Origin of the sequence: Streptomyces sp. NBC_00083 (genome assembly GCF_026343295.1) — a bacterium.
Classification (GTDB): Bacteria; Actinomycetota; Actinomycetes; order Streptomycetales; family Streptomycetaceae; genus Streptomyces.
The window spans coordinates 423,487-448,682 of record NZ_JAPELY010000003.1; the positions used below are offsets into that span (position 1 = coordinate 423,487).

General features: G+C 71.6%; 20 protein-coding genes. 14 read left to right on the plus strand and 6 right to left on the minus strand.

All coding sequences use genetic code 11. The features are described from left to right. Positions 1–222: 222 nt before the first annotated feature. From OOJ98_RS25795 to OOJ98_RS25820, 6 genes are all read right to left on the minus strand, one after another. Entirely contained in the window at positions 223–1,644 is a 1,422-nt protein-coding gene (locus tag OOJ98_RS25795; RefSeq protein WP_267057411.1) for a M1 family metallopeptidase, read from the minus strand. After that, positions 1,641–5,585: a Pls/PosA family non-ribosomal peptide synthetase gene (locus OOJ98_RS25800; protein ID WP_267057412.1), complete on the minus strand. Its 3,945-nt coding sequence runs from the start codon at positions 5,583–5,585 to the stop codon at positions 1,641–1,643. The genes OOJ98_RS25795 and OOJ98_RS25800 overlap by 4 nt, the downstream gene beginning before the upstream one ends. A gap of 165 nt (positions 5,586–5,750) precedes the next feature. Beyond that, the gene (locus tag OOJ98_RS25805; RefSeq protein ID WP_267057413.1) at positions 5,751–6,959 is read right to left on the minus strand and encodes a helix-turn-helix domain-containing protein; all 1,209 of its coding nucleotides are present in this window, start codon (positions 6,957–6,959) and stop codon (positions 5,751–5,753) included. Between the two features lie 226 nt (positions 6,960–7,185). Beyond that, complete coding sequence (locus OOJ98_RS25810; RefSeq protein WP_267057414.1) at positions 7,186–8,133, minus strand: hypothetical protein; 948 nt, start codon at positions 8,131–8,133, stop codon at positions 7,186–7,188. Between the two features lie 296 nt (positions 8,134–8,429). After that, positions 8,430–9,959 (minus strand): DUF6801 domain-containing protein, encoded by a 1,530-nt coding sequence (locus OOJ98_RS25815; RefSeq protein WP_267057415.1) that lies wholly within the window; start codon positions 9,957–9,959, stop codon positions 8,430–8,432. 130 nt (positions 9,960–10,089) lie between these two features. Then, positions 10,090–10,719, minus strand: a complete 630-nt coding sequence (locus tag OOJ98_RS25820; protein ID WP_267057416.1) for a hypothetical protein — start codon at positions 10,717–10,719, stop codon at positions 10,090–10,092. A gap of 782 nt (positions 10,720–11,501) precedes the next feature. On the opposite strand from OOJ98_RS25820, the gene OOJ98_RS25825 reads away from it, so the two are divergent. The 14 genes from OOJ98_RS25825 to OOJ98_RS25890 all read left to right on the plus strand — a co-directional run bounded on the left by OOJ98_RS25825 (position 11,502) and on the right by OOJ98_RS25890 (position 25,193). Further along, entirely contained in the window at positions 11,502–12,485 is a 984-nt protein-coding gene (locus OOJ98_RS25825; RefSeq protein ID WP_267057417.1) for an ABC transporter ATP-binding protein, read from the plus strand. A gap of 2 nt (positions 12,486–12,487) precedes the next feature. Continuing rightward, positions 12,488–13,321 carry an ABC transporter permease gene (locus OOJ98_RS25830; protein ID WP_267058244.1) on the plus strand — a complete coding sequence of 278 codons (834 nt, stop codon included), beginning with the start codon at positions 12,488–12,490 and terminating at the stop codon, positions 13,319–13,321. 2 nt (positions 13,322–13,323) lie between these two features. Further along, positions 13,324–14,127 (plus strand): ABC transporter permease, encoded by an 804-nt coding sequence (locus tag OOJ98_RS25835; RefSeq protein WP_267057418.1) that lies wholly within the window; start codon positions 13,324–13,326, stop codon positions 14,125–14,127. Then, a complete protein-coding gene (locus OOJ98_RS25840; protein ID WP_267057419.1) occupies positions 14,124–15,377 on the plus strand; it encodes an MCE family protein in 1,254 nt (417 codons plus the stop codon). The genes OOJ98_RS25835 and OOJ98_RS25840 overlap by 4 nt, the downstream gene beginning before the upstream one ends. Continuing rightward, positions 15,374–16,405 carry an MCE family protein gene (locus OOJ98_RS25845; RefSeq protein WP_267057420.1) on the plus strand — a complete coding sequence of 344 codons (1,032 nt, stop codon included), beginning with the start codon at positions 15,374–15,376 and terminating at the stop codon, positions 16,403–16,405. The genes OOJ98_RS25840 and OOJ98_RS25845 overlap by 4 nt, the downstream gene beginning before the upstream one ends. A gap of 74 nt (positions 16,406–16,479) precedes the next feature. Further along, a complete protein-coding gene (locus OOJ98_RS25850) occupies positions 16,480–17,484 on the plus strand; it encodes an MCE family protein (RefSeq protein WP_267058245.1) in 1,005 nt (334 codons plus the stop codon). Next, positions 17,481–18,647 (plus strand): MCE family protein, encoded by a 1,167-nt coding sequence (locus OOJ98_RS25855; protein ID WP_267057421.1) that lies wholly within the window; start codon positions 17,481–17,483, stop codon positions 18,645–18,647. Before OOJ98_RS25850 ends, OOJ98_RS25855 begins: the two co-directional genes overlap by 4 nt. Continuing rightward, on the plus strand, positions 18,644–19,810 hold the full coding sequence (locus tag OOJ98_RS25860) for an MCE family protein (RefSeq protein ID WP_267057422.1): 1,167 nt from the start codon (positions 18,644–18,646) through the stop codon (positions 19,808–19,810). The genes OOJ98_RS25855 and OOJ98_RS25860 overlap by 4 nt, the downstream gene beginning before the upstream one ends. Next, positions 19,810–21,129 (plus strand): MCE family protein, encoded by a 1,320-nt coding sequence (locus OOJ98_RS25865; protein WP_267057423.1) that lies wholly within the window; start codon positions 19,810–19,812, stop codon positions 21,127–21,129. The genes OOJ98_RS25860 and OOJ98_RS25865 overlap by 1 nt, the downstream gene beginning before the upstream one ends. Further along, a complete protein-coding gene (locus OOJ98_RS25870; RefSeq protein ID WP_267057424.1) occupies positions 21,126–21,632 on the plus strand; it encodes a hypothetical protein in 507 nt (168 codons plus the stop codon). Before OOJ98_RS25865 ends, OOJ98_RS25870 begins: the two co-directional genes overlap by 4 nt. Positions 21,633–21,657: 25 nt before the next feature. Then, positions 21,658–22,488 (plus strand): hypothetical protein, encoded by an 831-nt coding sequence (locus tag OOJ98_RS25875; RefSeq protein ID WP_267057425.1) that lies wholly within the window; start codon positions 21,658–21,660, stop codon positions 22,486–22,488. A gap of 52 nt (positions 22,489–22,540) precedes the next feature. After that, positions 22,541–23,068 carry a nuclear transport factor 2 family protein gene (locus tag OOJ98_RS25880; RefSeq protein ID WP_267057426.1) on the plus strand — a complete coding sequence of 176 codons (528 nt, stop codon included), beginning with the start codon at positions 22,541–22,543 and terminating at the stop codon, positions 23,066–23,068. A 29-nt stretch (positions 23,069–23,097) separates the two neighbouring features. Next, positions 23,098–23,946 (plus strand): hypothetical protein, encoded by an 849-nt coding sequence (locus tag OOJ98_RS25885; protein WP_267057427.1) that lies wholly within the window; start codon positions 23,098–23,100, stop codon positions 23,944–23,946. Next, positions 23,943–25,193, plus strand: coding sequence for a lytic transglycosylase domain-containing protein (locus OOJ98_RS25890; RefSeq protein ID WP_267057428.1), 1,251 nt, complete (start codon positions 23,943–23,945; stop codon positions 25,191–25,193). The genes OOJ98_RS25885 and OOJ98_RS25890 overlap by 4 nt, the downstream gene beginning before the upstream one ends. Positions 25,194–25,196: the final 3 nt, after the last annotated feature.

Consider the following 25,196-nt stretch of genomic DNA (forward strand, 5'->3'; position numbering starts at 1 on the left):
TCCCCCTAAGAACCATGAAATCGGCCGGTAACAGCCAAGCGCACTGTAAGGGGTGGCATAGAGGACTTAGCAAGGGTCATATGTGCCCACAAACCGGCATGAATCCGTCCAGAGTCCATGCGGCCGGGAAGGTTTGTATACGACGACAGCGAGGTGAGAGCGCTTCCAGAGGATGACACGAGGGGCGCCGGCCGGGTGCGCCCGCTCCGGGCCGCCTCGTCGTCAGTCGGCCACCGGCACCGGCAGCTCGGGGAGCTTCTTCTCGTAGAGCCACGCCTGGAGCAGCGGGCGCACCGCGTCCCCCGCCAGGGCCTCGGCGTGCGCGATGAACGCGGCTGTGTCGCCGACCCGCCCGCGCCGCGCCTCGTGCCATCCCCGCAGCACCGCGAAGAACGCGTCGTCGCCGAGGGTCAGCCGCAGCGCGTGCAGGGTGCAGGCGCCGCGGCTGTAGAGGCGGTCGTCGAAGATGCGGCGCGGCCCCGGCTCGGCGAGCCGCAGGTTCTGGCCCCGCCGCGCCAGGCCGCGCCACTCGCGGCGGGCGATCTCGTCGGCGCAGGCTCCGCCGATGTGCTCCGACCACACCCATTCGGCATACGTCGCGAACCCCTCGTTGAGCCAGATGTGCCGCCACTCGCGGATGCCCACACTGTTGCCGAACCACTGGTGTGCCAACTCGTGGGCCACCAGCGTCTCCCAGCCGCGCCGGCCGTCGATGTGGTTGCGGCCGAACACCGAGCGGGTCTGGTTCTCGACCGGCGCGTCGAGGTCCGCGTCGACCACCACCGCTCCGTACGCCTCGAACGGGTAGGGACCGAACAGCCGCGAGAAGAGCCGCAGCATCTCGGGCTGGCGGCCCAGGTCGTGCCGGGCCGCCTCGGCGAGCCGGGACGGGTAGGCGTTGTGCACCGGGACCGACCCGCCGTCCGGCAGTGCGGGGGCGAGCGCGCTGTCGTGCTGGAAACGGCCGGTGTAGAGCGCGGCCAGATAGGTGGCCATGGGTCCGGGGTGGTGGTAGGTCCACACATCGGTGGCGCCCTCGCTGCGGCACTCGGTGAGTGTCCCGTTGGCGAGCGCCTGCCGGTCGCGCGGCACGGTGACCCGGAAGGTGTACGCGGCCTTGTCGTCGGGCCGGTCGTTGCAGGGGAACCAGGACGGCGCCCCGAGCGGCTGGGAGGCGACCAGGGTGCCGTCATGGCTGTCACCGGTACGGTCCCAGCCGATGGCCCCGAACGGCGAGCGGACGGGCCCCGGCCGCCCTCCGTACCGCACCGTGGCGGTGAACAGGGCTCCCGCGGACACTGGTTGATGGGGCGTCAGGTACAGCTTGCCCTGTCGCTGGCGGACGCGCGCCGCCTTGCCGTCGACGTGCGCCGCGTGCGCGCCGAGGCGGGACAGGTCGAGCTCGACCCGTTCGAGCGGTCGCAGCGCCACGGCCTGGATGAGCGCCGTGCCGGCGAGGCGGCCGCTCGCGGAGTCGTAGGCGATCCGCAGGTCGTAGGAGAGCGTGTCGTGCCCGTACGAGCCGTGCTGAGGGAAGTAGCGGTCGCGGCGGACGGCGGCGGTGTCCTCGTCCGCCACGGAGAGCGCGCCGAGCGTGGACAGGGCGGCGACCCGCACCAGGGAGCGCCGGCTGTGCCGGGTCACGCGGAGCTCCCTTCCCGCGACGCGATGCCCTGATGGACCGTCACCATCATGTCGGCGACGGCACGTTCATCGCGGGCGGGCGAGGACTGCTCGCCGGCGATGGGGTTGCCCGCCCAGCGGGTGTCCGGCGGCACGCTCTCGCCGCGCATCACCAGGGACGCGGCGCCCACCGAGGCCCGCGCTCCGATGTCGGTGCCGGGCAGCGCGATGCTGTGCGGGCCGAGCGAAGCGCCCTCGCCGAGCCGCACGGTGTCGAGCCGCATGATCCGGTCGTGGAAGAGATGGGTCTGGAGCACACATCCGCGGTTCACGCTCACCCCGTCCCCGAGGGTGATCAGATCGGTCTCCGGCAGCCAGTACGTCTCCAGCCACACCCCGCGCCCGATGCGCGCCCCCAGGCTGCGCAGCCACCAGTTGAGGACCGGTGTCCCGGTGAACGAGCCGGCCATCCACGGCACCGCGAGGGACTCCACGAACGTGTCGTACAGCTCGTTGCGCCACACGAACGACGACCACAGCGGATGCTCGCCCGCCTCGAAACGTCCGACCAGGAGCCACTTCGCGGCGGTGGCCGTCAGGCCCGCCACGATGGCGGCGGCCAGCAGGAGCACCACCCCGGCGAGGGCGGCGAGCAGGAGCCCGCCCCGGTTGAGAGCGCTCTGCTCTCCGATGAGTACGGCTTCGGCCAGCAGCACCGAGCACATCAGCGGCGCCACCCTGCACAGTTCGACACCGGCTCGGGCGAGGACGAGCCGGCGCGGCGGGTCGAAGGTGCGGCCGGGGTCGGCCGTGGCCGCCACCCTCGGCAGCGGAAGCGCCGGCCGCCCCAGCCACGAGCTGCCCGGCTCGCTCTGCGCGGGCGCGTCGCACAACACGCCGATCAGTGCCCCGTCGGGCACCCGGCGGTCCGGCCCGACGATGCCCGAGTTCCCGACGAAGGCCCGCCGGCCGACGCTCGCGGTCCCCAACCTGAGCCAGCCGCCCCGGATTTCGTACGGCGCGACCAGCGTGTCGTCGGCGAGGAACGCCCCGTCCTCGACCGTCAGGAGCGAGGGCAGCGGCAGCACCGTCGAGATCTCGGCGCGCCGTCCCACGCGCGCCCCGAGCAGCCGCAGCCACACCGGGGTCGCGAGGCTCGCGTACAGCGGGAAGAGGCTGCCGCGGGCGCCGCCCACGAGCCGGGTCACCAGCCAGGCGCGCCAGGCGACGCCGCCGCACACCGGGTGGAAGCCGGGCTCGATGCCGCGCCCGAGGATCCGCACCAGGGCGGCGAGGGTCAGCATGGAGGACAGCGTGGTGGCGAGCGCGATGGGCGGTGCCGACAGGAGCAGGCGCACGGCGACCTCGGAGAGCGAGTCGCAGGAACGCACCAGGAAGTAGACGCCGACGAGCGCGGGGCCGGTGGAGAGCAGCGTCAGGAGCGGAAGCGCGACGAGTGAGAGCGCGTACGCGACGGCCCAGCGGCGCGAGCGCTCCGGGCGCGGCGCGGGCCAGCCGGCGCCGGCGACGCGTTCGGACGCCTCGCCCTGGCGGGCCGGGGAGCCGAGCCAGCGCCGGCCCGGCGGGATGTGACCGCTCAGGCAGGCTCCGGGTTCCAGTTCTGCGCCCGCGCCGAGGACGGCGCCGGGCAGCAGGGTGCTGCGGTGTCCCACCCGGGCGCCGTCGCCGATGTGTACGGGGCCGATGTGCAGGGTCGCCCCGTCCAGCCACCAGCCGCTGATGTCGGCCTCGGGCTCGACGCTGGCGCCGCGGCCGATCGTCGCGAATCCGGTCACCGGCGGCATGGCGTGCAGGGCGACGTCCGGGCCGAGGCGGCAGCCGAGGGAACGCGCGTACAGACGTGCCCAGGGCGTGCCGAGCAGCGAGGGGACACCGAACGCGGCGACGATCCGCTCGGCGGTCCACAACCGCAAGTGGACGGAGCCGCCCCGCGGATGGGCGCCCGCGCTCACCCCCAGGGTCAGCAGACGCGCCGCCCCCGCGCCGATCGCGAAGCGGGCGGGAGCGCTCATCAGGACCACGGTGGCGATGATGACGAACCACCACGAGGTGTGCGGCGCCCAGGCCTGCGGAGCGAGCCACCCCACGATGTTGTCGAGCGTCGCGAGGGCGACCAGGCCGCGCAGTCCCGCAACGCCGAACAGGGCGGTGGTCACCAGGAGTTGGACGGCCGCGGCGCCGCGCGGCACCGGCTGGACGGCACAGGCCTCGGCCGCGGGGCCCTCCAGCGATTCGAGGTGCTCGGCCATGTCCCGCAGCAGCGGGCGGCGGTAGAGGTCGGCAACGGACACGCCCGGGTAGGTCGCGCGCAGCTCCGACGCCAGGCGTGCGGCGCTCAGGCTGGAACCGCCGAGGGCGAAGAAGTCGCTGTCCGGCTGGGGGCGCACCCCCAGCATCCGCTCCCACGCCCCGGCGAGACGCGCCACGGTCGACCCGTCCTGCCCGGCCTCGGCGGCCGGGCCGCGCTGCGAGGGCAGGGGCCAGGGCAGGGCGTCCCGGTCGACCTTGCCCGAGGTGCGCGTGGGCAGGCCCGGCACCTCGACGAGCATCGGCACCAGGGCGGCGGGGAGCCGTTCGGCGAGGAATCCGCGGGCCTGGTCGGCACGGAAGCCGTCCTGCTCGGGGACGACGTAGCCGACGAGGATCTGACCGCCGGCCGGGGTGCCGCGCACCGCTCCGGCCGCCGCACGGACCCCTGGAAGCGCTCTCAGCATGGCGTCGATCTCGCCGAGTTCGATGCGTCGCCCGCCCACCTTGACCTGGTCGTCGGCCCGCCCGAGGTGGACGAGTCCGGCCGCGTCGGCGCGTACCAGATCTCCGGTGCGGTAGGCGCGCGCGGTGTCGAGGAGGGGGAGCGGAGCGAACCGTTCGGCGTCCTTGGCGCCGTCGAGGTAGCGCGCGGTGCCGGCGCCCGCGATGACCAGCTCGCCCTCGGCTCCGTAGGGAACCGGCTCGCCGGCCGGGTCGAGTACCGCCAACTCCCAGCCGGCGAGCGGCAGTCCGATGCGGACCTGCTCACCCGGCAGCATCCGGGCGGCTGTCGCCACCACCGTCGTCTCGGTGGGGCCGTAGGTGTTCCACATCTCGCGGCCCTTGACCGCGAACCGGTCGGCCAGGGCCCCGGGGCACGCCTCGCCGCCGACGATCAGGAGGCGCACCTCCTCCAGGGCCTCGTCCGGCCAGAGCGCGGCGAGGGTGGGCACCGTGGAGACCACCGTGATGCCGCGCTCCACGAGCCAGGGGCCGAGCTCGTGCCCCGCCCGCACCAGCGACCGGGGCGCGGGGACCAGACAGCCGCCGTGCCGCCAGGCCAGCCACATCTCCTCGCACGACGCGTCGAACGCCACGGAGAGGCCCGCCAGTACCCGGTCGCCCGGCCCCAACGGCTGTGCGGCCAGGAAGAGTTGGGCCTCAGCGTCCACGAACGCGGCCGCCGAACGGTGGCTGACCGCCACGCCCTTGGGCAGCCCCGTCGAGCCGGACGTGAAGATGATCCAGGCGTCGTCCTCGGGCCGCGCGGCGCGCCAGCGGGCACCCAGCGGCGGGGTGAACCCCGGCAGTATCCGCTCGCCGGCCTCGATGACCGCGCACACTCCGGCCTCGCGGAAGACGGTCGCCGCGCGCTCCTCGGGGTCGTCGGCGTCGACCGGCACGTACGCCGCGCCGCACAACAGGACCGAGAGGATGGCGAGGTACAGGTCGCAGGTGCCGGACGGAACGCGGACGCCGACCCGGTCGCCCGGTCCGATGCCGTGGCGGGTGAGGCGCACGGCGCGCTCGGTGATCCGGTCGCACAGGTCCTGGTAGGTGAGCCGCTCGCCGCCCGCGTCGAGTGCGGGCGCGCCGGGATGGGCGGCCGCCGTCGCGTCCAGTACGTCGAGCAGGGTGCGGGGGTGCGGAGCGGCTGCGCCGCGGAAGACGGCCGGCGGATGCGAAGACATACTGTATGCCTCTGGCGTAGTGCGGGTGGTACGGACATCCTTCGGACATCCGCCCATCCAGACGGGCATATCGAGCGGCGGGTTCGCTCCGGCCTTGGTACTTGACGATATTTATCCGTTGTTTTCGAAGTGATTCGGATGATTATGGCGCCGACCGGGGCAAGTTCACGACCGATCGCGGTGGCCCAGGTCCCTCGCGCGTAGCACTAGTTCGGTGGCGAACCGGTGTTCGGGATCGGTGAGCCGGTCGCCGAAGATGGACTCAAGGGTGCGCATCCGGTAGCGCACGGTCTGCGGGTGCACGGCGAGGAGTTGGCCCATGTGGGCGGCGGTGCCCCGGGTCGCGAGCCAGGTCCGCAGGGTTTCGATGAGCCGGTCGCGCCGGCCGGGCGTGAGCGCGTCCAGGGGTGCGAGCTCGCGCCGCCCGAGGTGTTCGAGCAGCGCCGGGTCGGAGCGCAGCCAGAGGGTGACGAGATGGTCCTCGCAGTACAGCCGGCCCGATTCGCCGTCGATGACGCCGGAGGCGGCGAGTTCGAGGACCTGGCGGGCCCAGCGCAGCGAATCGGACGCATCGGCGAGGGGCACTTCGAGGCCGACCGCGGCCCAGGAACCGAGGAGGGCGGCGTCGAGCATCCGTCTTCGCGTCTCGTCGACCGGGCCCGGCACCAGGAGGTGCGGGAGCGGTTCGCCCGCGTCGACGAGGACATCGTTGTCCAACGCCGCACGGGTCAGGCCCGCCCCGGAGCGGAGCGCGATCAGCGTGACCCGCTCCGGCAGCGGCCAGCGGGCCCGGTCGGCGAGGTCCGCGATCGCGGCGCGCGGGACCGGGGAGCCGGCCAGGATCAGATGCAGCAGCCGTCTTCGCAGGGCGTCGGAGCGCTCTCCGGAGAACGACGTGACCTCCAGATACCCCTCCCGTGAGAGCGCTTCCAGCTCCTCGACATAGGTGAAGAGCGCGTCCGCGAAGCTGAGCATCAGCGCGGGGGAGAGGTTGTAGCGCCGGCCGATCTTCTTGGCGCGGCGCAGCGCCACCCGGGCGCCCAGCCGGTAGGCCCCCTGGAGGGTCTCCAGGCTGCGGCCCTCGTACGCCTCGAACCTGCCGAAGCGCCGGCACATCTCGTCACGCAGGGCGGAGGGCGCGCTGGGGGACGCGACCTGGTCGACGAAGACGGTGAGGTTCTGCTCCACCCCGACCCGGATCGCCTCGCCGTAGGGGCCTTCGAGGAGCCGGGCGTACTCGGGATAGGCGCGCGTGACCTCCACGCCGATCTCCTTGAGCAGCCCGGGTAACTCGGGCCGCATGATCGCGGCGAATTCCTGTGGGAGCGGTCCCAAGGGCTCCTGGGTGTCCGATGACTGCGCGGCTGTGGGCAACTCACTCCCCTTGCACTACGGCACTCCGGTGGGGGAGGGCCGATGGAGAAAGCGCTCCCACCGACCGACAGGTGCGTACCTTCGCGGACTGCTGAACCTAGAACAACTCCCGCGTCATGGACAACACTTGAGGCAGTGTTCGATTCAGCGTGCATCGGTTGTCGGCCGAATCTGCTCCGGCCCGCCCGGTGCGGGGCGGGCCGTCGGCCGGCGGGATCGCCGAGGGTTACTGAGCCGCCGAATGCCAGTACTGGGACAGCAGTTTGCCGTTGTCGGGGACGACCGTTCCGGGGGCGTGCAGGCCCGCGAGGTAGGTCGACGCGCTGGTGAGTACGACGCTGTTCTTGCCCGACCCCGCGGGCAGTCCGGTCTTCAGGTTCACCGCCCAGTCGAGCAGCCCGGCGAGGCCGCAACCGCTTGCCCCCGGCACCGCGAACGTGGTGTCGGTCTGGTTCGCGTTGAGGAGGCTCAGCCGGTTCATGTCACCGGCGGTGTTGGGCGTTCCGTTGCCGTCGAAGCGCTGGATGCCGAGGGCGGGAGCCGTGACGTTCTGCGGGCGCAGCACGATCGGGTGGGCGGTGGAGCCGATGTAGCAGGAGCCGCCGAGGAACGGGTTCTGGAGGTGGATGCGGATCGGGATCGCGATGATCGGCTGCCCCGATGTGGCGCCCGCGGTGAGGTTGAAGTCCGTGGGCGTCCCGGCGGATTCGACCGTCGCGGTGACCCGGTTGAGGGTGCCGTTGGTGATCTGCCGGCAGATGCCGCTGATGACGGGGATGTCACTCGGGCACATGAGGCCGAGGAGCCCGCCCGGGATGTCGGCGGAGTCGGCGATCAGGGCGCCGCCGGCCGGTGCGACCAGGCTGTTCGTGCCGCCGGTGTGCTGCACCACGCCGACCTGGAGGTCGCTGGCGCCGGTGATGACCTCCGTACTGCCGAGCTTGATGGAGCCGCTCGCCGAGTGGGAGGCGATGCACTGCACGATGTCGGTGCGCCCGTCGGCCGCCAGCATGGCGGGGTCGTCCACCGGGCAGCGGCTGAACGGGGCCCAGTCCCCGGCGAGTTGGGTGGCGGGGGTGGCGTCGGCCGAGGCCGGGCCGATCGTCACGAGGGCCGCCAGGGCCGTGCAGGACGCCAGCAGGCCGGCTCGCAGGCGAGTGGATACGGGTCTCATCGGGTCGTCCCCTCTCGGACGTCTCGACTGGTGACGTCCTGTAGGTGGGTGTACGTGGTGTGCGTGCGGAGGTGTACGTGGTGAGCGGCGGTGTGCGGGCCGAGGTGTACGTGGGGTGCGGCGGTGTGCGGGCCGCGGTGTACGTGGTGCGCGGCGGTGTGCGTGCGGTGCGGAGGAGTGCGGAGGTGTGCGGAGCCGGGTGGGTGCGCGAACAGCGTGCTGCCGCAGGCGAGTTGGCCGGATCTCTACGCGGCGCGTGCCCCTCGAATGCGTCGGTGCGCCGGACGGCACGGTGCTCAGCGCAGCGGTGTCGGAATGGTCGTCGGCTGTTTGTCGGCGGTGCAGAGCTGTGCCGGGTCGTCCTCGATGCCGGAGGCGCACGGCGCACCCTGGTTCTGCTTGACCGTGTTGGAGGGTCCGGACACGGCGGTGGTGAACAGCGGGCTCAGGTCCTCGCCCACTCCGCAGCCGGTGAAGGGCGGAATGGTCACCGTGCCGTCGAGCGGTCCGCCGCGGGAGAGCGAGTAGCCGCGCCAGACGGTGTCCGTGCCCTTCTTCAGCTCCCCGAGCAGCACCATGTGGTCCTTGGTGTTGCGCGCCGGGTCGGGATCGGACGAGTAGACCGGTCCGGCGGTGCGGCAGTTGGGCCCGACGTCGAGCGGGGTCCCGTTGACCTTGACGTCGGAGATGCGCAGCATGAGGGAGGCCCTGATGTACGTCTCTCCGTGTCCCGCGGTGTTGTTGAGGTCCGATTCGATGGACAGCGGCCCGTTCGCCTCCAGGGTCATCGTGGCCGTGGTCGGCATGAAGCCGAAGGTGAGGAACGTGGCCGGTCCCGGCGGGGTCTGGGCGCGGCCCTCGTAGTCGAGCCGGCCCACCGAGTTCTGGAGCAGATGCAGTTCGAAGACGCCCGGTCTGACCTCGATGCGCTTGAGCTGGTTGGGGCCCTGGACGACCTTGGCGCAGAAGACGGGGATGAGCGAGGCGCCGCCCAGCTTGGTGACGTTGGAGTACCCGGTGGTGTAGGCGGCCAGGGCCAGCGGGTTGGTGGTGTCGCCCTGGCACCGGGGGGCTGTGGTGGCCGCGGCTGCCCGCGCCTTGGGCGCGGCGATCCTGGGAGCGCTCTCAGGATCGGTGCGGTGCTCCGCACCGGCCGCGTCACCGGTGGCGGAGGTGCTGGGGGTCGGGGAGGGCGAGGAGATGGCCGCGCCGACGGGCACGGTGGCGAGCAGGCCCTTCGCGCCGGGATCGGGCGTGCAGGGCACGGAGAGCGTGGCCGGGTCGGTGGCGCCGCCCTCGGTGGTGACCGGGCGCAAGACGAGGGTGAGGCCGGCGGCCGTGACGGTGAGGTCGCCGGCGCTGCCGGCGGTGACGGTGGGCACCTCGCCCGTAGCCCGGAACACGGCGCCGCCGGACGGGGTGAGCGGCACGGCGGGTGCGGTGCCCAGCCAGAGCGCCTGGGCGGACGCGCCGTTCTGCGCCACTTCGGTGGTGAGCCGGGTGGTGGCGCCGGTCGTGGCGGCACGGAGCCGGGTGAGTTCGGCGACCGCGGCGTCGGGCAGCGTCACCGAGGTCGTCACCTCGGCGGGCCGGATCGCGGTGCCCGTCGCGGCGCGGGCCGGGAACCTGGCCGCCACCTGGACCTTCACCGGATGCGGACCGCCGGGGAACGCGCAGGTGTAGGCGAGCTCGGCGTCGGCGCGCTGGTCTCCGAGTGCCACGTCGGCGCCGGGCACGATCGCGGCCAGGACCACGGTGGCCGCCGCCACCGCACCCCGGCTGCGCACGCTCCGCCACCGGCCGGCCGGTCCCGGTGTTCTGCTCACGTCGCGTTCAGCTCCACTGGCTCAGCTCCTGGGGAGGGCCGGCGGCAGGTGCGCCGCCGTTGGGGGTCCGTCCGGCCCGCCGTACGTCGGGCCGGACGGACCGGGGACGTAGCGATGTGTCATGCCGCTGCTACGAGCCGACGATGGTGGGGTGCGTGGTGGTGCCGGTGACCACCGCGTAGAAGTCGCCGTTGAACGAGGGGTGGTCGCCCGTGGAGACGACGCCGGAGCAGCCCGCCGTCGGCGCCGAGACCGTCAGTTCGGTGGCGGTGGTGGCGACCTTCAGGTCACCGGTCGAGTTGGTGTACGTGCCGTGCGCGGTGCCGGTCACCGTGAACGCACAAGTCGCCACGGTGACACGGGCGTTGACGCCCGAGATGTAGCCCTGCGAGACGCCGGTGCCCGCGGTGTAGTTGGTCACGTTGAGCGTCCACGGGGTGTTCGCGACCGTGTCCACCGTGCCGAGGAAGCTGGTGCACGGCTCGCTGGTCTTGCCGAAGTGCACCGGGTTGATGGTGCCGACGGCGGCCGGGTTGCCGGTCGCGCTGTGCAGCGAGCCGGCGGCGTCGGAGTAGGTGCACGTCATGTCGATGCCGTTGATGGAGAGGACCACGTTGGTGGATTTGGCCGTGAAGTTCTCCGGCGAGTTGGGGCCGACCACCCAGTTCGTGGGCGCCGCCATCGCGGGGGCGGTCGCCAGGGCGAACGCGGCCGTCGCCGCGCCACAGACCAGCGCGAGCTTTCCGAGGGTGTTTCGCACAGTAATGCCTCCGGTTTCACCAGCTACGGGGACGGATTCAGCCACGTACGATCCGTGACGACCCGGACGTTACTTGCGAGAAACATGGGCGCACAATCCTGCCGTACAAGATTGTGTCGAGCGGGACTCTTCCTTGTGCCGTGCATGAGTAACCGCGTTCTTTTTCTTGTCGGTTGGTGCGCAATTCGGGCGCGCCCCTCCGGCCGTTCGAGCCGAACACCGCAGGTGGCTCCCCATGAGGAGCGACCCTTTGGGCGGTGACAGGTGAAACTGCTCAAGGAATGACAACTTCCCCGGGGAAAGCGCTCCGGTGGTGACAAGTTGCCGACGGCCCCGGGCGGGCTTGCCGAAACTTCTGGAACCGGTATTGCAGAGCGAGGTTACCCGGCCGTAGCGTCCGGTGTGCCGCAGGTCGGGGCAGTCCGGCCGACCGGCGGACTGCTCGGCGCCCAGGTACCCGGCCACGCCCCCGAAGGCCGGGAATCGGCGTGGGTGAGGGCCCTGGCCTGGTCTTTTTCTCGCCAGGGCGGTTCTTTGGAGGTCGGGAGCCGTGCGCCCAAGCTCCCCCCGGACGCACCGCTCCCGGCCCCCGCACGCTCCTCGTACTGCTCAATTGCTGCGCAGTCGTCCCTGCGGACGACACCGGAACTTGTCAACGAGTGACAAAGGAAAGGGAATTCACCGATGCCGCCGTCCGGGATCTTGTTTCGGCGGCGCCGCGCACCTTACCGTGCGCCCCTCGGTGCCCTCGCGTCACCATGTGCATGCCTGCTGGAGGTGGGATGGGAATTGAAGTCGTGGTCGAAGATCTGACCAAGTCCTTCGGCAAGCAGAACATCTGGCAGGACGTCACCCTCACCCTGCCCGCCGGGGAAGTAAGCGTCATGCTGGGGCCCTCCGGCACCGGAAAGACGGTCTTCCTCAAGTCGCTCATCGGGCTGCTCAAACCCGAGCGCGGCCGAGTCCTCATCAATGGCGTCGACATGGTGAGCAGCCCCGAACGGGAGATCTACGAGACCCGGAAACTCTTCGGCCTGATGTTCCAGGACGGCGCGCTCTTCGGATCGATGTCGCTCTTCGACAACATCGCCTTCCCGCTGCGCGAGCACACCCGCAAGACGGAGTCCGAGATCCGCCGCATCGTCATGGAACGGGTCGACATGGTCGGGCTCCTCGGCGCGGAGGAGAAGCTGCCCGGAGAGATCTCCGGCGGCATGCGCAAGCGCGCCGGGCTGGCCCGCGCTCTGGTGCTCGACCCCCAGATCATCCTCTGCGACGAGCCGGACTCCGGACTCGACCCCGTACGCACCGCCTTCATCTCGCAGCTCCTGATCGACCTGAACGCCCAAATCGACGCGACGATGCTGATCGTCACCCACAACCTCGACATCGCGGCGACCGTCCCCGACAACATGGGGATGCTCTTCTGCCGCAACCTGGTCACCTTCGGCCCGCGCGAGGTGCTCCTGACGAGCGAGGAGCCCGTCGTCGCCCAGTTCCTCAGCGGGCGCCGCGAAGGTCCCATCGGCATGTCCGAGGAGAAGGACGCGGCCACCCTCGCCAAGGAACAGCTCAACTCGCCCGCCGGGTACGGCCTTTCACCGCGCCCCATCGTCGCGCAGCTGGAACCCTCGCCCGGCCTGCCGGCCCGCCAGGCGGTGCTGCGCCGCAAGCTGCGCGTGATGGCCATGCTCGACCAGCTGCCGCCCGCGGCCCGCCGGGCCATCGAGAACGGCCCGGCGCCGGTCCGGGAGGCGACGCCGTGACCATGGAGGCCGAGAAACCCCCGCAGCCCGCGCCGGCGACCCCGCCGCGTCGGCCGCGCCGCGGACCGCTGCCCGGACTCGGCGCGTTCCGCCAGACCGGACAGCTCTTCTCGCTCGCCGCCGCCGTCGTCCGGGCCGTCTTCCGCCGGCCCTTCCAACTACGGGAATTCATCGTGCAGTTCTGGTTCATCGCGAGCGTCACCATCCTGCCCGCGGCCCTCGTGTCCATCCCGTTCGGCGCGGTCATCGCGCTCCAGGTCGGCTCGCTCACCCAGCAGCTCGGCGCCCAGTCCTTCACCGGCGGCGCCAGTGTCCTCGCCGTCATCCAGCAGGCCAGCCCACTCATCGTGGCCCTGCTCATCGCCGGCGCCGGCGGCTCCGCGATCTGCGCCGACCTGGGCTCGCGCACCATCCGCGAGGAGCTCGACGCGATGGAGGTCATGGGCGTCTCGCCCGTCCAACGCCTCGTCGTGCCAAGGGTGTTGGCCACCATGCTCGTGGCCCTGCTCCTCAACGGCATGGTCTCCGTCGTCGGCACCCTCGGCGGCTACTTCTTCAACGTCATCATGCAGGGCGGGACCCCCGGCGCCTACCTCTCCAGCTTCTCCGCCCTGGCCCAGCTCCCCGACCTGTACGTCAGCGAGATCAAGGCGCTGATCTTCGGCTTCATCGCCGGGATCGTCGCCGCCTACCGGGGGCTCAACCCGCGCGGCGGTCCCAAAGGTGTCGGTGACGCCGTCAACCAGGCCGTCGTCATCACCTTCCTGCTCCTCTTCTTCGTGAACATGGTGATCACCGGGATCTACCTCCAGATCGTCCCCCCGAAGGGCGGCTGACCATGTCCCTGCTCAGCCTCCTCGACCGATCCGGCGACCAACTCGCTTTCTACGTACGGGCATTGCTGTGGATCCCCCGCACCCTGCGGCGCTACCTCACCGAGGTGCAGCGGCTGCTCGCCGAGGTCGCGTTCGGCAGCGGCGGACTCGGAGTCATCGGCGGAACCATCGGCGTGATGATCGCCATGACCCTGTTCACCGGCACCGTCGTCGGCCTCCAGGGGTACGCGGCCCTCAACCAGATCGGCACCGCCGCCTTCACCGGCTTCGTCTCCGCCTACTTCAACACCCGCGAGATCGCGCCGCTCGTCGCGGGCCTCGCGCTCTCCGCCACCGTCGGCGCGGGGTTCACCGCCCAGCTCGGCGCGATGCGCATCAACGAGGAGATCGACGCCCTCGAAGGCATGGGCATCCGCAGCCTTCCCTACCTCGTCACCACCAGGATCATCGCCGGCGTCGTCGCGATCATCCCGCTGTACGCGATCGGGCTGCTCAGCTCCTACTTCGCCTCCCGGCTGACCACCGTCTTCTTCAAGGGCCAGTCACGCGGCACCTTCGACCACTACTTCAACCTGTTCCTCTCGCCGACCGACGTGCTGCTCTCCGTGCTCAAGGTGCTCATCTTCAGCGTGATGGTGATCCTCGCCCACTGCTACTACGGCTTCCGCGCCACCGGCGGCCCGGCGGGCGTCGGCGTCGCCGTGGGCCGCTCGGTCCGCAACGCGATCGTGCTGATCTCCGTCACCGACTTCTTCCTCTCGCTGGCCATCTGGGGCGCCACCACCACCGTGAAGGTGGCCGGATGAACGCCCCGACCGCACGCAGGCGGCTCGCCGGGGTGGTCTTCCTCCTCGTGCCGGCGCTCCTCATATGGCTCTCGATCGCCGTGTACGACAAGGACTTCACCCGCTCCGACACGGTGACCGTGCTGACGGGAAGCGTCGGCAACGAGATGCACCGGGGAGCGGAGGTCAAGCTGCGCGGCGTCGTCGTGGGCGAGGTCCGCGGGATCAGCGCCGACGGCCGCGGGGCCAGGCTGACCCTCGCCCTCCAGCCGGGCCGGCTCGGCCACATCCCGTCCGACGTACGGGCCCAGATGCTGCCGACCACCCTGTTCGGCGAACGGTTCGTGGCGCTCGTACCGCCGCCTAACCCGTCGACGAGAGCGCTCTCGGCCGACGCGACCATCCCGCAGGACCGGTCGAGCAACGCCATCGAACTGGAACAGGTCCTCGACCACGTCCTGCCGATGCTCACCGCGGTCAAGCCGGACAAGCTGTCGGCGACGCTCTCCGCCGTCGCCACGGCGCTGCGCGGACGCGGCTCCCAGCTCGGCGACACCGTCGTCACGCTGGACGCGCACCTGAAGAAGTTCAACCCGAACCTGCCCGCGCTCAATGCCGACCTGGTGCAGCTCGTGAAGGTCACCCAGACCTACAGCGACGCCGCCCCCGACATCCTGAGAGCGCTCACGGACGCGACCACCACCACCGGCACCCTGGTCGACCAGCAGACCCAACTCCTCGGTGTCTACGGCCAGACGACCAGGACCGCCCAGGACCTCACGGCCTTCCTCCAGCAGAACAAGGACAACATCATCCGGCTCAGCGACGTGAGCCGCCCGACCCTCGAACTCCTCGCCCGGTACGCGCCGTCGTTCCCGTGCACCCTGCGCACCCTGACCGGCTTCGTGCCCGCGATGGACAAGGCGCTCGGCAAGGGCACCGACCAGCCAGGACTGCACGTCACCGTCAAGGCGGTGCCCTCCCTCGGCGCGTACGTGCCGGGCCGCGACACGCCCGCCTACACCGACGGCGGCGGGCCCCACTGCTATCCGGTGCCCTACCTCGGCGCCCCGCTCCCCACCGAGAGCGCTCCCACCACCACGGCCACGGCCTCCGGCGCCGGGCTCGGCCTGCCGAACTCGCCGCAGGAGAACCAACTCGTGAACGAGCTGCTCGCGCCCTCCCTGAAGGAGGCCCCGCAGTCCCTGCCCGACTGGAGCAGCCTGCTCGTCGGCCCCGCCCTGCGAGGGACGGAGGTGACCATCAAGTGAAGCGCCGCAGCATCGCGGGCCCCCTGGTCAAGTCCCTGATCTTCGTCCTGGTGACGGCGCTCGCCACCACCGTGCTCGCCCTGTCCATCGCCAACACCGGCGTGGGCGACACCAAGACCTACCGGGCCCGCTTCACCGACACGACCGGGCTGATCGAGGGCGACAGCGTACGCATCGCCGGGGTGAAGGTCGGCCAGGTCGACCGGGTCGAGGTCGTCGACCGCCGGCTGGCCCAGGTCACGTTCTCCGTACAGCGCGACAGGACCCTGCCCGGCACGACCACCGCGTCGATCAAGTACCTCAACATGGTCGGCCAGCGGTACGTCGAACTGGGCCGGGGCACCGGCACGGTCGGGGCGACGCTCGCTCCCGGCGCCACCATCCCGCTGGAACGCACCACCCCGGCCCTCGATCTCACCCAGCTCTTCAACGGCTTCCAGCCCCTGTTCGAAGGCCTCTCGCCCAAGGATGTCAACCAGCTCGCCGGCTCCATCGTGCAAGTCCTCCAAGGGGAGGGCGGCACCGTCGAGAGCCTCCTGCAGCACATCGGCTCGCTGACGACGACCGTCGCCGCCAAGGACAAGGTGATCGGCGAGGTCATCACCAACCTCAACACCGTCCTGACCACCGTCAACGACCGCGAAGCGGGCTTCAACGACCTGGTGGTCACGCTCCAGCGCCTGGTCTCCGGGTTCGCCGGGGACCGCAAGCCGCTCGGCGAGGCCATCGCGGCGATGGGCGACCTCACCACCGTCACCGCCGGCCTGTTCCAGGACGGCAGAGCCCCCCTCAAGGAAGACATCAAACAGCTGGGCCGGCTCTCCTCGAACCTCGCTGAGAGCGCTCCCCAGATCGAGGACTTCCTGCGCAGGACACCCGACAAGATGCGCGCCGTCATCCGCATCGCGTCGTACGGATCCTGGCTCAACCTCTACCTCTGCGAGGCGAAGGTGTCCGGCGTCAAGACCGAGGACGGCAGCCCGCCGCCCACCGGCATCCCGGTCAGCGAATCGAGGTGCCAGGGATGAGACTCCCCGCACCGCGGTTCACCCGGCGCGTCCGGCTGCCCCGCCCGCACCTGCGGCGCCCCCGCCTCAAGCCCATGAAGGAACGCAACCCCGTCGCGGTCAGCCTGGTGGGCCTGCTGGTCCTGGCCCTCATCGGCGTCGCCGCGTACAACGCGGACTCGCTGCCGCTCATCGGCGGCGGCACCACCTACAGCGCCGACTTCTCCGAGTCGGCCGGGCTGCGCGACGGCGACGAGGTGCGGATCGCCGGGGTCAAGGTCGGCGAGGTCAGCGCGGTCTCCCTCGACGGCGCCAAGGTGAAGGTCAGCTTCACAGTGAAGGACGCCTGGATCGGGAACGCCTCCACCGCGGCCATCGCCATCAAGACCCTGCTCGGCGAGAAATACCTGGCGATCGACCCGCTCGGCAGCGCGAAACAGAACCCGGACAGCCGCATCCCGCTGGCCCGCACGACCTCACCGTACGACGTGACGCAGGCCTTCGAAGGGCTCAGCAACACGATCGGCGCCATCGACACCGCGCAGCTCGCCAAGAGCTTCGAGACGATCTCCGACACCTTCAAGGACTCGCCGCCCGAGGTACGCACCGCGGTCTCCGGCCTCTCCGCCCTGTCCAAGACCGTGTCCGAGCGCGACAGCCAGCTGGCACAACTCCTCAAGGGCAGCGAGCAGTTGACCAAGACGCTGGCCGGGAAGAAGAGCAGCTTCGAGACCCTCATCGACGACGGCGGACTGCTCCTCGGCGAACTCAAACAGCGCCGCGACGCCATCCAGGCACTGCTCACCGGAACGCGCGGTCTCGGCACCCAGCTCACCGGCCTCGTCAAGGACAACTCCGCCCAACTGAAGCCCACCCTCGCTGCGTTGGGGCGCGTCACCGACGTCCTCGTCAAGAACCAGCAGGGCCTCGACCGCACCCTGGCCCTGGCCGGGCCCTACTACCGGCTCGTCGGCAACACCGTCGGCAACGGCCGCTGGTTCGACACCTACATCTGCGGGCTCGTCCCCAGGAACTACCTGCCGGCGAAGTCGCTCCCGGGCACCGGCTGCATGCCGCCGAAGAACGGAGGCTACCCATGAGCCGGCGACGCGCTCTCACCATCGTCCTGGCCCTCGCGGTCATCGCCGTCACCGTGGCCGGCGGACTGCGCGTGTTCGCGGGCCCCGGCGGCAAACACATCACCGCGTACTTCAACCAGGCCGTCGGCATCTACCCCGGTTCCGACCTGAGGATCCTCGGCGTCAAGGTCGGCGAGGTCGACTCGGTGACCCCGCGGGGGCAGCAGGTCAAGGTGGTGGTGAGCCTGGACCGTGGCATACGGGTGCCCAAGGACGTCCGGGCCGCCGTCGTCTCGCCCAGCGTCGTCGCCGACCGGTACGTCCAGCTCGCCCCCGCCTACACCGGCGGGCCCGAGATCGCCGACCGCGCGGAACTGCCCGCGTCCCGCAACGCCACCCCCGTCGAGGTCGACCAGCTCTACGCCTCGCTGACCGATCTCAGCAAAGCCCTCGGCCCCACCGGCGCCAACGCGAAGGGAGCGCTCTCAGGGCTGCTCGACACCGGGGCCAAGAACCTCGACGGCAACGGCGCGGCCATCGGCGACTCGATCGAGCAGTTCGGCAAGGCCGCCAAGACCCTCGACGGCAGCAGCGACCACCTCTTCGCCACCCTGTCCTACCTGCAGACCTTCACCACCATGCTGAAGAACAAGGACGGCGCGGTACGCGACGCACAGAACCAGCTCGCCGACGTGACCTCGTTCTTCGCCGACAACAAGGACAACCTCGCCGGCGCGCTCAAGGAACTCGGCACGGCGCTCGGCAACGTCAAGACGTTCATCCAGGACAACCGCGGCAGCCTCAAGTCCGAGGTCGACAAGCTCGCACCGCTCACCCAGATCCTGGTCGACCAGCGTGCCTCCCTCGCCGAAGCCCTAGACACCGCGCCACTCGCGGCCGGAAACGCTCTCAACGCCTACGACCCGGTGCACCGCACCCTGGACGGCCGTGGCGACATCAACGAGATCAGCATGGGCGGCGACCTCGTCCACGCCCCCAACCCGGCGGTCGCGGGCAGCGCGGCACTTGTGCCCGTACCGGAGGAACGCCTGAAAGCGCTCCCAGCGCTGCCGCTGCCTCCCGTCGGCACCGTGTACGGCACCGCGGCCGACGCCGCGAAGGGCTCCACCGCCGGTGCGACGCCGTCCGCCGGCGAGGGCGCCACGAGCGGAGGCCGGGGATGAGGCCACGCATCACCCGGCGCACCGGGGTCGCGGCTGGGGCCGGTGTCGCGGTCGTGGTCGCCTTGGCCCTGACCCTCGGCGGCTGCTCCGTGCCGTCGTTCTCCGGGATCGACCAGTTCCCGCTGCCCGGCGGAGCCGACCTCGGCAGCCATCCCTACGACATCACCGCCGACTTCGCCGATGTGCTGAGCCTGGTGCCGCAGGCCGCGGTGAAGGTCAACGACGTCGCCGTCGGCCGGGTCACCAAGGTCTCGCTCGCCCCCGACGGCTGGTCGGCCGAGGTGACCATGCGGATCCGGGGCGACGTGAACCTCCCGGCCAACGCCTACGCCCAGCTGGAACAGTCCAGCCTCCTCGGCGAGAAGTTCGTCCAGCTCTCCGCGCCGGCGAAGGAGACGAAGGAGGCGGCCCAGGGCCGTCTCGGACCGGGCGCCGCCATCCCGATCGCGCGCACCAACCGCAATCCGGAGGTCGAGGAAGTCCTGGGAGCGCTCTCCATGCTGCTCAACGGAGGCGGCGTCAACCAGCTCAAGACGATCACGACCGAGCTCAACAAGGCCATCGCGGGCCGCGAGCCGGAGGTGCGCTCCATGCTGCAGCGCGTCAACACCCTCGTCACCGATCTGGACGGCCACCGCGGCGACATCACCGACGCCCTCGACGGCGTCAACCGGCTCTCGGCGACCCTCGCCACCCGCAAACAGCAGGTCGGCACGGTCCTCACCGGACTCTCGCCGGGCCTCAAGGTCCTTGAGGACCAACGGGGTTCACTCCTGACGATGCTCAAGTCGCTCGACACCCTCTCCACGGTCGCCGTCTCGACGGTCAACAAGAGCAAGGACGACATGGTGGCCGACCTCAAGGCGCTCGCGCCGATCCTCACATCGCTGGCCGACTCCGGTAAGGACCTGCCCGACTCGCTCCAGGTCCTGCTCACCTACCCGTTCACCGACGAGGTGCTGCGCGGCGTCAAGGGCGACTACCTCAACGTCTACCTCGATGTGACCGCCGCGCCCGGCACGCAGATCATCCCGCCGCTCACGACGCCGTCGGCGCAGTCGACGCCGAAGGCGCCTGCTGCGAAGGCGCCTGCTGCGAAGGGCGGGGCGGAGACGTCGTCGTTCGGTCTGCCGTCGATCGCCGGCCAGAAGGGTACGGGCTGATGCTGACTCGGGCGACCAGACTCAAGAACGTGGCGTTCCTCGTCATCGGGGTGCTGGTGCTCGGCTACACCGGGTTCCGGTACGCCGACATCGGCCACTACATCGGCATCCGGAGCTACTACACCGTCAAGGTCCAACTCGCCGAAACGGGTGGCCTTTTCACGCACTCCAACGTCACCTACCGGGGTGTCTCGGTGGGGCGCGTTGGGCCCATCGGGCTCAGTGACGACGGTGTCGTGGCCGAACTGCACATCGACAACTCCGCTCCGCCCATCCCGAGCGCCCTCCAGGCGGTGGTGGCCAACCTGTCCGCCGTGGGCGAGCAGTACATCGACCTGCGGCCCACCTCCGCCGGGGCCCCCTACCTGGGCGACGGCGCCGTGATCGAGCAGTCCGACACCCGCACCCCGGCGCCCGTCACCACCGTACTGACCAGCGTCAACGACCTCGCCGCATCGGTTCCGCTGGAGTCGCTGCGTACGGTCGTCGACGAGTTCGGCAAGGCCTTCGAGGGGCGCGGCGACGACCTCCAGGCGCTCCTCGACAACGGCAGCGACTTCGTCAGGGCCGCCGACAGGGCGCTGCCGAGCACGACCACGCTGCTCGCGGACGGCGAGACGGTGCTGCGGACCCAGGCCGACGAGGGCCAGGCCATCAGGACGTTTGCCTCGGGCGCGCAGACCCTCGCGGCCACGCTGAAGAGCTCCGACGGCGACCTGCGCCGTCTCATCGCTGCCGCGCCCGACGCCGCGGGCCAGGTCAGCGGGCTCCTCAGGGATCTCGACCCGGCGATCAGCGTGGTCCTCGCCAACCTCCTCACGACGGCGGACGTCGCCGTGACGAGGCAGCGCGGAATCGAGGAACTCCTGGTGAAAATACCGCCGTTGGTCGCCGCGGGCGCCACCGCCATCGACAAGAACGGAGCGAACCTGGGCATGGCCGTCACCTTCTTCGCGCCGCTCCCGTGCACCGACGGCTACGGCGGAACGACCTACCGCAACGGCCTCGAAACACTCGACACACCCAAGCTCAACACCAAGGCCCGCTGCGCCGCGCCGGCGAGCAGCGGCATCGACGTACGCGGCTCGGCGCACGCGCCCTCCGGCGGCGGGGTCCCGGCCCCGGCCCAACCGGGCTCCCTGCCCGCCACCGCCACGGCGCAGGGATCCCCGGCCGCGAACCCGCCCGCCGCACCGCAGACCGGGGCGCCCGCGCTCCCCGGCGCCCTGGCTCTGCCCGCGCTGCCCGGCGGACCGAACGACCTGGCGGGCCTGCTCGGCCTGACCCGGGAAGCCGCAGGAAAGGACGGTCGGCCGTGAACCGGCTCCTGGGCGGCCCCCGGCGCCGCCGCTCCCTCGCCGTGGCCGTGATAGCGCTCTCAACCGCCTTCGCCGTCTTCGGAGGATGGGTGTACCTGGACGCGCGGAGCGACTCCTCACTGGCGTACGCCGCATCCCGTGACGCCGCGCTGAGGGCGGGCCGCACTCAGGTGGCCGCGCTCTCCACGCTGGACGCCGCCCACCCCGGTGCGACGCTGACCAGCTGGCTCGACGCCTCCACGGGGCCGCTCCACGACGAACTGCGCCGGACGGGCACGGGAAAGCCGACGACCTCGGCGCGCGGCGAGGTCACCGAGGCCGCCGTCACCGAACTCGACGACCGGTCGGGCAGCGCGAAGCTGATCGCGACGGTCCGGGTGCGGCTCACCCCGAAGGGCGGCGCGGCCACCACCGACCGCAAACGCTTCGAAGCCGCGCTCGAACGCACCGGATCCGGCTGGAAGTTGAAGGCACTCAACGCAGTCCCGGTCGCCGCACCCTGACCCCCGACCGGTAGGGAGAAACAGCGTGAGCACAGCAGAGGCGAAGGCCGCCCGAGGCCCGGACCACGACCCCGCGCCGCACCGCGATGCGGTCGGCCGCGGCGATGCGCCGGACCGCCGCGATGCGGTGGGCCGGGATCGGGCGGCCCGGGACTCGGCCGTGCGTGCCGACGCCGGTGTCGCGCGGGCCGACACCGTCGAGGAGTCCGGCCCCGAGCCGGACGACGCCGACCCGGGCAGCCCCGGCCTGGACCACCCGAGCTCGGACGACATCGGCCCGCGCGGCCCCGGCCCGGACGACCCGAGCTCGGACGATGCCGGCCCGGACACCCCCGACCCCGTCGCCCCCTCGCCCGCCCGCCCCCGTACCCGCATACTGACTGGCCTCCTCGCCGCGGTGCTCCTTGTCGTGGGGGCCGGACTGCTGCTCCAGGCACGGCAGTTGACCCACGCGCCCGCCGTGAGCAATCGGGCGCTCACCGACGCCGGGGCGACCACGCAGGTCATCGGGGACGTCAGTAACACGCTCGGCAAGGTCTTCTCGTACGTGCCTCAGGACACCCGCGCCACCGAGGACGCGGCGAAGGATCTGCTGGGCGGCCGGGCGGCCACGCAATATGCCGCGCTCTTCGGGGAGTTGAAGCAACGCGTCGCCGAGCAGAAGCTCACGCTGACCACGCATGTGGTGCGGGCCGGCGTCGTCCGGCTCACCCGCGACCGTGCGGAGCTGCTCGTCTTCCTCGACCAACGGGCCCAGCGGGACGGCAAGCCCGCCACCGCGGCCGCCGCCCAGCTGACCGTCACGGCCCAACTGACCCACGGCTACTGGCAGATCACCGACATCCAGGCCCGCTAGGCCGCGTCCGCCGTCGCCGTCGTCGGCGCCGCGCAGAGGGAGCACGAAGAACATGGCACGCATGACGATCCAGCCCCTGCTCGCCGTCGCGCTGGCTCTCACCCTGCTCGCGGGCGGTGTCGCGGTGTGGGCCGGCTGGTCCTGGTACGGGGCCGCGCACGACGACTCCGCCGCCTACGCCCGCTCCCGCGACAAGGTCCTCGCGGCGGGCGAGCAGGCCGTCCAGAACCTCTCCACCCTCGACCACAAGGATCTGGCCCACGGTCTCGATGTGTGGCAGGACTCCACCACCGGTGACCTCCATCAGCAACTCGCAGCGGGGCGAGGCGAGTTCGAGAAGCAGGTGCAGCAGGCCGGGACCGTCACCACCGCCAAGGTGCTCGACGGTGCGGTCACCGAGCTCGACGACCGGGCGGGCCGGGCCAGGGTGATGGTGGCGCTGAGGATCACCGTGCAGGCGCCCAAGCAGCAGCCCGCCGCGAAGGACAGCCGGATGCTCGGCGAACTCACCCGCACCCCGGGCGGGTGGAAGCTGAGCGCCCTCGGCCAGGCGCCGGTCGGCGACAGCGCGGCCAACTGACCCCCTCACCCTTCGGACAGGAGCCGCACATGTCGACGACCCGTCACTTGGTCAACCGTCAGCGCCGACTGGCCCACGCCGGGGCCGCTCGCGCCACCGAGCCGGCGCCGGATCGCGTCGTGCCCTCGGGGCGTCCGGCCGCGACAGAGCGTCCGGCCGGGACAGAGCGCCCGGCCGAGGCGCCTCCCGGCATCGCGGGCAAGAAGCCGCCACGTGGCTCACGCCGGGAGCGGATCGGCAAGTCCCGTGACGGCGAGGCGAGTTCACAGGCCCCGGAGGAGGTGACACCCCCCGGCGGGCCGGCCGTGCTGCGGATACCCGGCGCGCTGGCCGCGGCCGCCGTGCGCCGCGTCGGTTCCGTCCCCGCGCCGGTCGTCCTGTGCGTGCTCGTCGTCCTGCTCGGCGCGTTCGCCGGGCTGGCGGCGACCCGGGCCGACACCCTGCGTTCGGACCCGGCCGCCCGGAACGCCGCTCTGACCGATCCCGCCCGCACCAGTGAGGTCAAGGGCCAGACCGCCAGAGCCGTCGCCTCGCTGTTCTCGTACAACTACGCCGACACCGGCGCCGCCGACAAGGCGGCGTCAACTCTGCTGACCGGCAAGGCAGTTCAGCAGCACCACGACATGCTGGCCGCCGTCCGCGCGCAGGGCAAGGACCAGAAACTCGTACTGACGACCACGGTGACCGAGAGCGGCGTGGAGATGATCGACGGCAGCCGCGCCCGGGTCCTGGTCTACGCCGACCAGAGCAGCACCCGGACGGCGGGCAAGAAGCCCGAAACGACCTACGCCGCGGCGATGTTCGCCGTCGACGTGGTCCGGGGGAGCGGAGCCACCTGGAAGGTCTCCGGCATCGACACCTTCGGGCAGGGATCATGAAAGCCCCCCGGTGGCGGGAGGTCGTGAGGCCCGGGGAGCTACGGCTGCCCGGCGGCCGGCGGTTGCGGCGCGGCTTCACGGGCACGGCGGTCGCGGCCGTCGCGATGGCCGCGCTCACCGCGTCGCAGGCCCCCGGCCTGATCCGTCCCGCGCCGCAGCGCCACGAGGAGCCCGCCGCCGCGGGGCCGCCCGCGATGGTGAGCCAGGCTCCGCCCGCCGACGACTCCTACCACACCGAACTCCCGCCGCTGATCTCGCCGCAGGCACCCGGCGCCGTCGCTCCGGCGCCCGGCGTGGCGGTGATCGATCCGGTGTGGACGCAGGAGGGCATCCCGGCCACCGTCCTCGCCGCGTACCAGCGGGCGGAGAGCCGACTGCGGCACACCGAACCGCGCTGCCGCCTGCCCTGGCAACTCCTCGCCGCCCTCGGCAAAGTGGAGTCGGGTCACGCGGGCGGCGGCCGGGTCGACGCGCACGGCACGACCCTCACACCGATCCTCGGACCGGTGCTCGACGGGGCAGGCTTCGCCCGCATCCCCGACACCGACCACGGAACGCTGGACGGCGACGCCCACTACGACCGGGCGGTGGGCCCCATGCAGTTCATCCCCTCCACCTGGGCGGCCTGGGCACAGGACGGCAACGACGACGGGCGCAAGGACCCCAACAACGTCTTCGACGCGGCGCTCGCCGCCGGTGGGTATCTGTGCGCGGACGCCCGCGACCTCGCCGTCCCGGCCGATCTGGACCGTGCCGTGCTGAGCTACAACCACTCCGACGACTATCTGCGTACGGTCCTGTCGTGGCTCGAGTTCTACCGCCGGGGCACCCACGCGGTGCCGGACGGGCAGGGAGCGCTCCCCAGTACGCCCGGAGCAGGCAGCGCGGGACAGATCGACGCCGACCACGGCCACCAGCAGGGCGGCGGCATCGTGATCGGACCCCAGCCGACCGTGCGGCCCTCGCGCCCGACCCCGAGCCGGCCCGGCGGCACCCCCTCGGGGCCGGGACCCAGTCACTCCGCGTCCCCGTCCTCCTCGCCGTCAGGTTCCCCGTCGTCCCCGCCGTCTCCGTCGTCCTCACCCGGCGGGCCGAGCCCCTCGCCGTCCGAGAGCGCTTCCAGCGGGCCCTCGCCGACGGGCGGCCCGGGTGTGCCGGGGTGTCCCGGGGGATCACCCTCCGCGTCGACGGCGCCGGACCCCGGCGCGACGCCCTCCGCGCCGGGCTGCCCCTCGCCGACCCCCTGAAGG

Coding starts and splice junctions, on each gene's coding strand:
- OOJ98_RS25800 (WP_267057412.1), bottom strand. CDS start 5,585: ATGTCTTCGCATCCGCCGGCCGTCTTCCGCGGCGCAGCCGCTCCGCAC.
- OOJ98_RS25810 (WP_267057414.1), bottom strand. CDS start 8,133: ATGAGACCCGTATCCACTCGCCTGCGAGCCGGCCTGCTGGCGTCCTGC.
- OOJ98_RS25825 (WP_267057417.1), top strand. CDS start 11,502: ATGGGAATTGAAGTCGTGGTCGAAGATCTGACCAAGTCCTTCGGCAAG.
- OOJ98_RS25830 (WP_267058244.1), top strand. CDS start 12,488: ATGGAGGCCGAGAAACCCCCGCAGCCCGCGCCGGCGACCCCGCCGCGT.
- OOJ98_RS25835 (WP_267057418.1), top strand. CDS start 13,324: ATGTCCCTGCTCAGCCTCCTCGACCGATCCGGCGACCAACTCGCTTTC.
- OOJ98_RS25840 (WP_267057419.1), top strand. CDS start 14,124: ATGAACGCCCCGACCGCACGCAGGCGGCTCGCCGGGGTGGTCTTCCTC.
- OOJ98_RS25850 (WP_267058245.1), top strand. CDS start 16,480: ATGAAGGAACGCAACCCCGTCGCGGTCAGCCTGGTGGGCCTGCTGGTC.
- OOJ98_RS25855 (WP_267057421.1), top strand. CDS start 17,481: ATGAGCCGGCGACGCGCTCTCACCATCGTCCTGGCCCTCGCGGTCATC.
- OOJ98_RS25860 (WP_267057422.1), top strand. CDS start 18,644: ATGAGGCCACGCATCACCCGGCGCACCGGGGTCGCGGCTGGGGCCGGT.
- OOJ98_RS25865 (WP_267057423.1), top strand. CDS start 19,810: ATGCTGACTCGGGCGACCAGACTCAAGAACGTGGCGTTCCTCGTCATC.
- OOJ98_RS25880 (WP_267057426.1), top strand. CDS start 22,541: ATGGCACGCATGACGATCCAGCCCCTGCTCGCCGTCGCGCTGGCTCTC.
- OOJ98_RS25885 (WP_267057427.1), top strand. CDS start 23,098: ATGTCGACGACCCGTCACTTGGTCAACCGTCAGCGCCGACTGGCCCAC.
- OOJ98_RS25890 (WP_267057428.1), top strand. CDS start 23,943: ATGAAAGCCCCCCGGTGGCGGGAGGTCGTGAGGCCCGGGGAGCTACGG.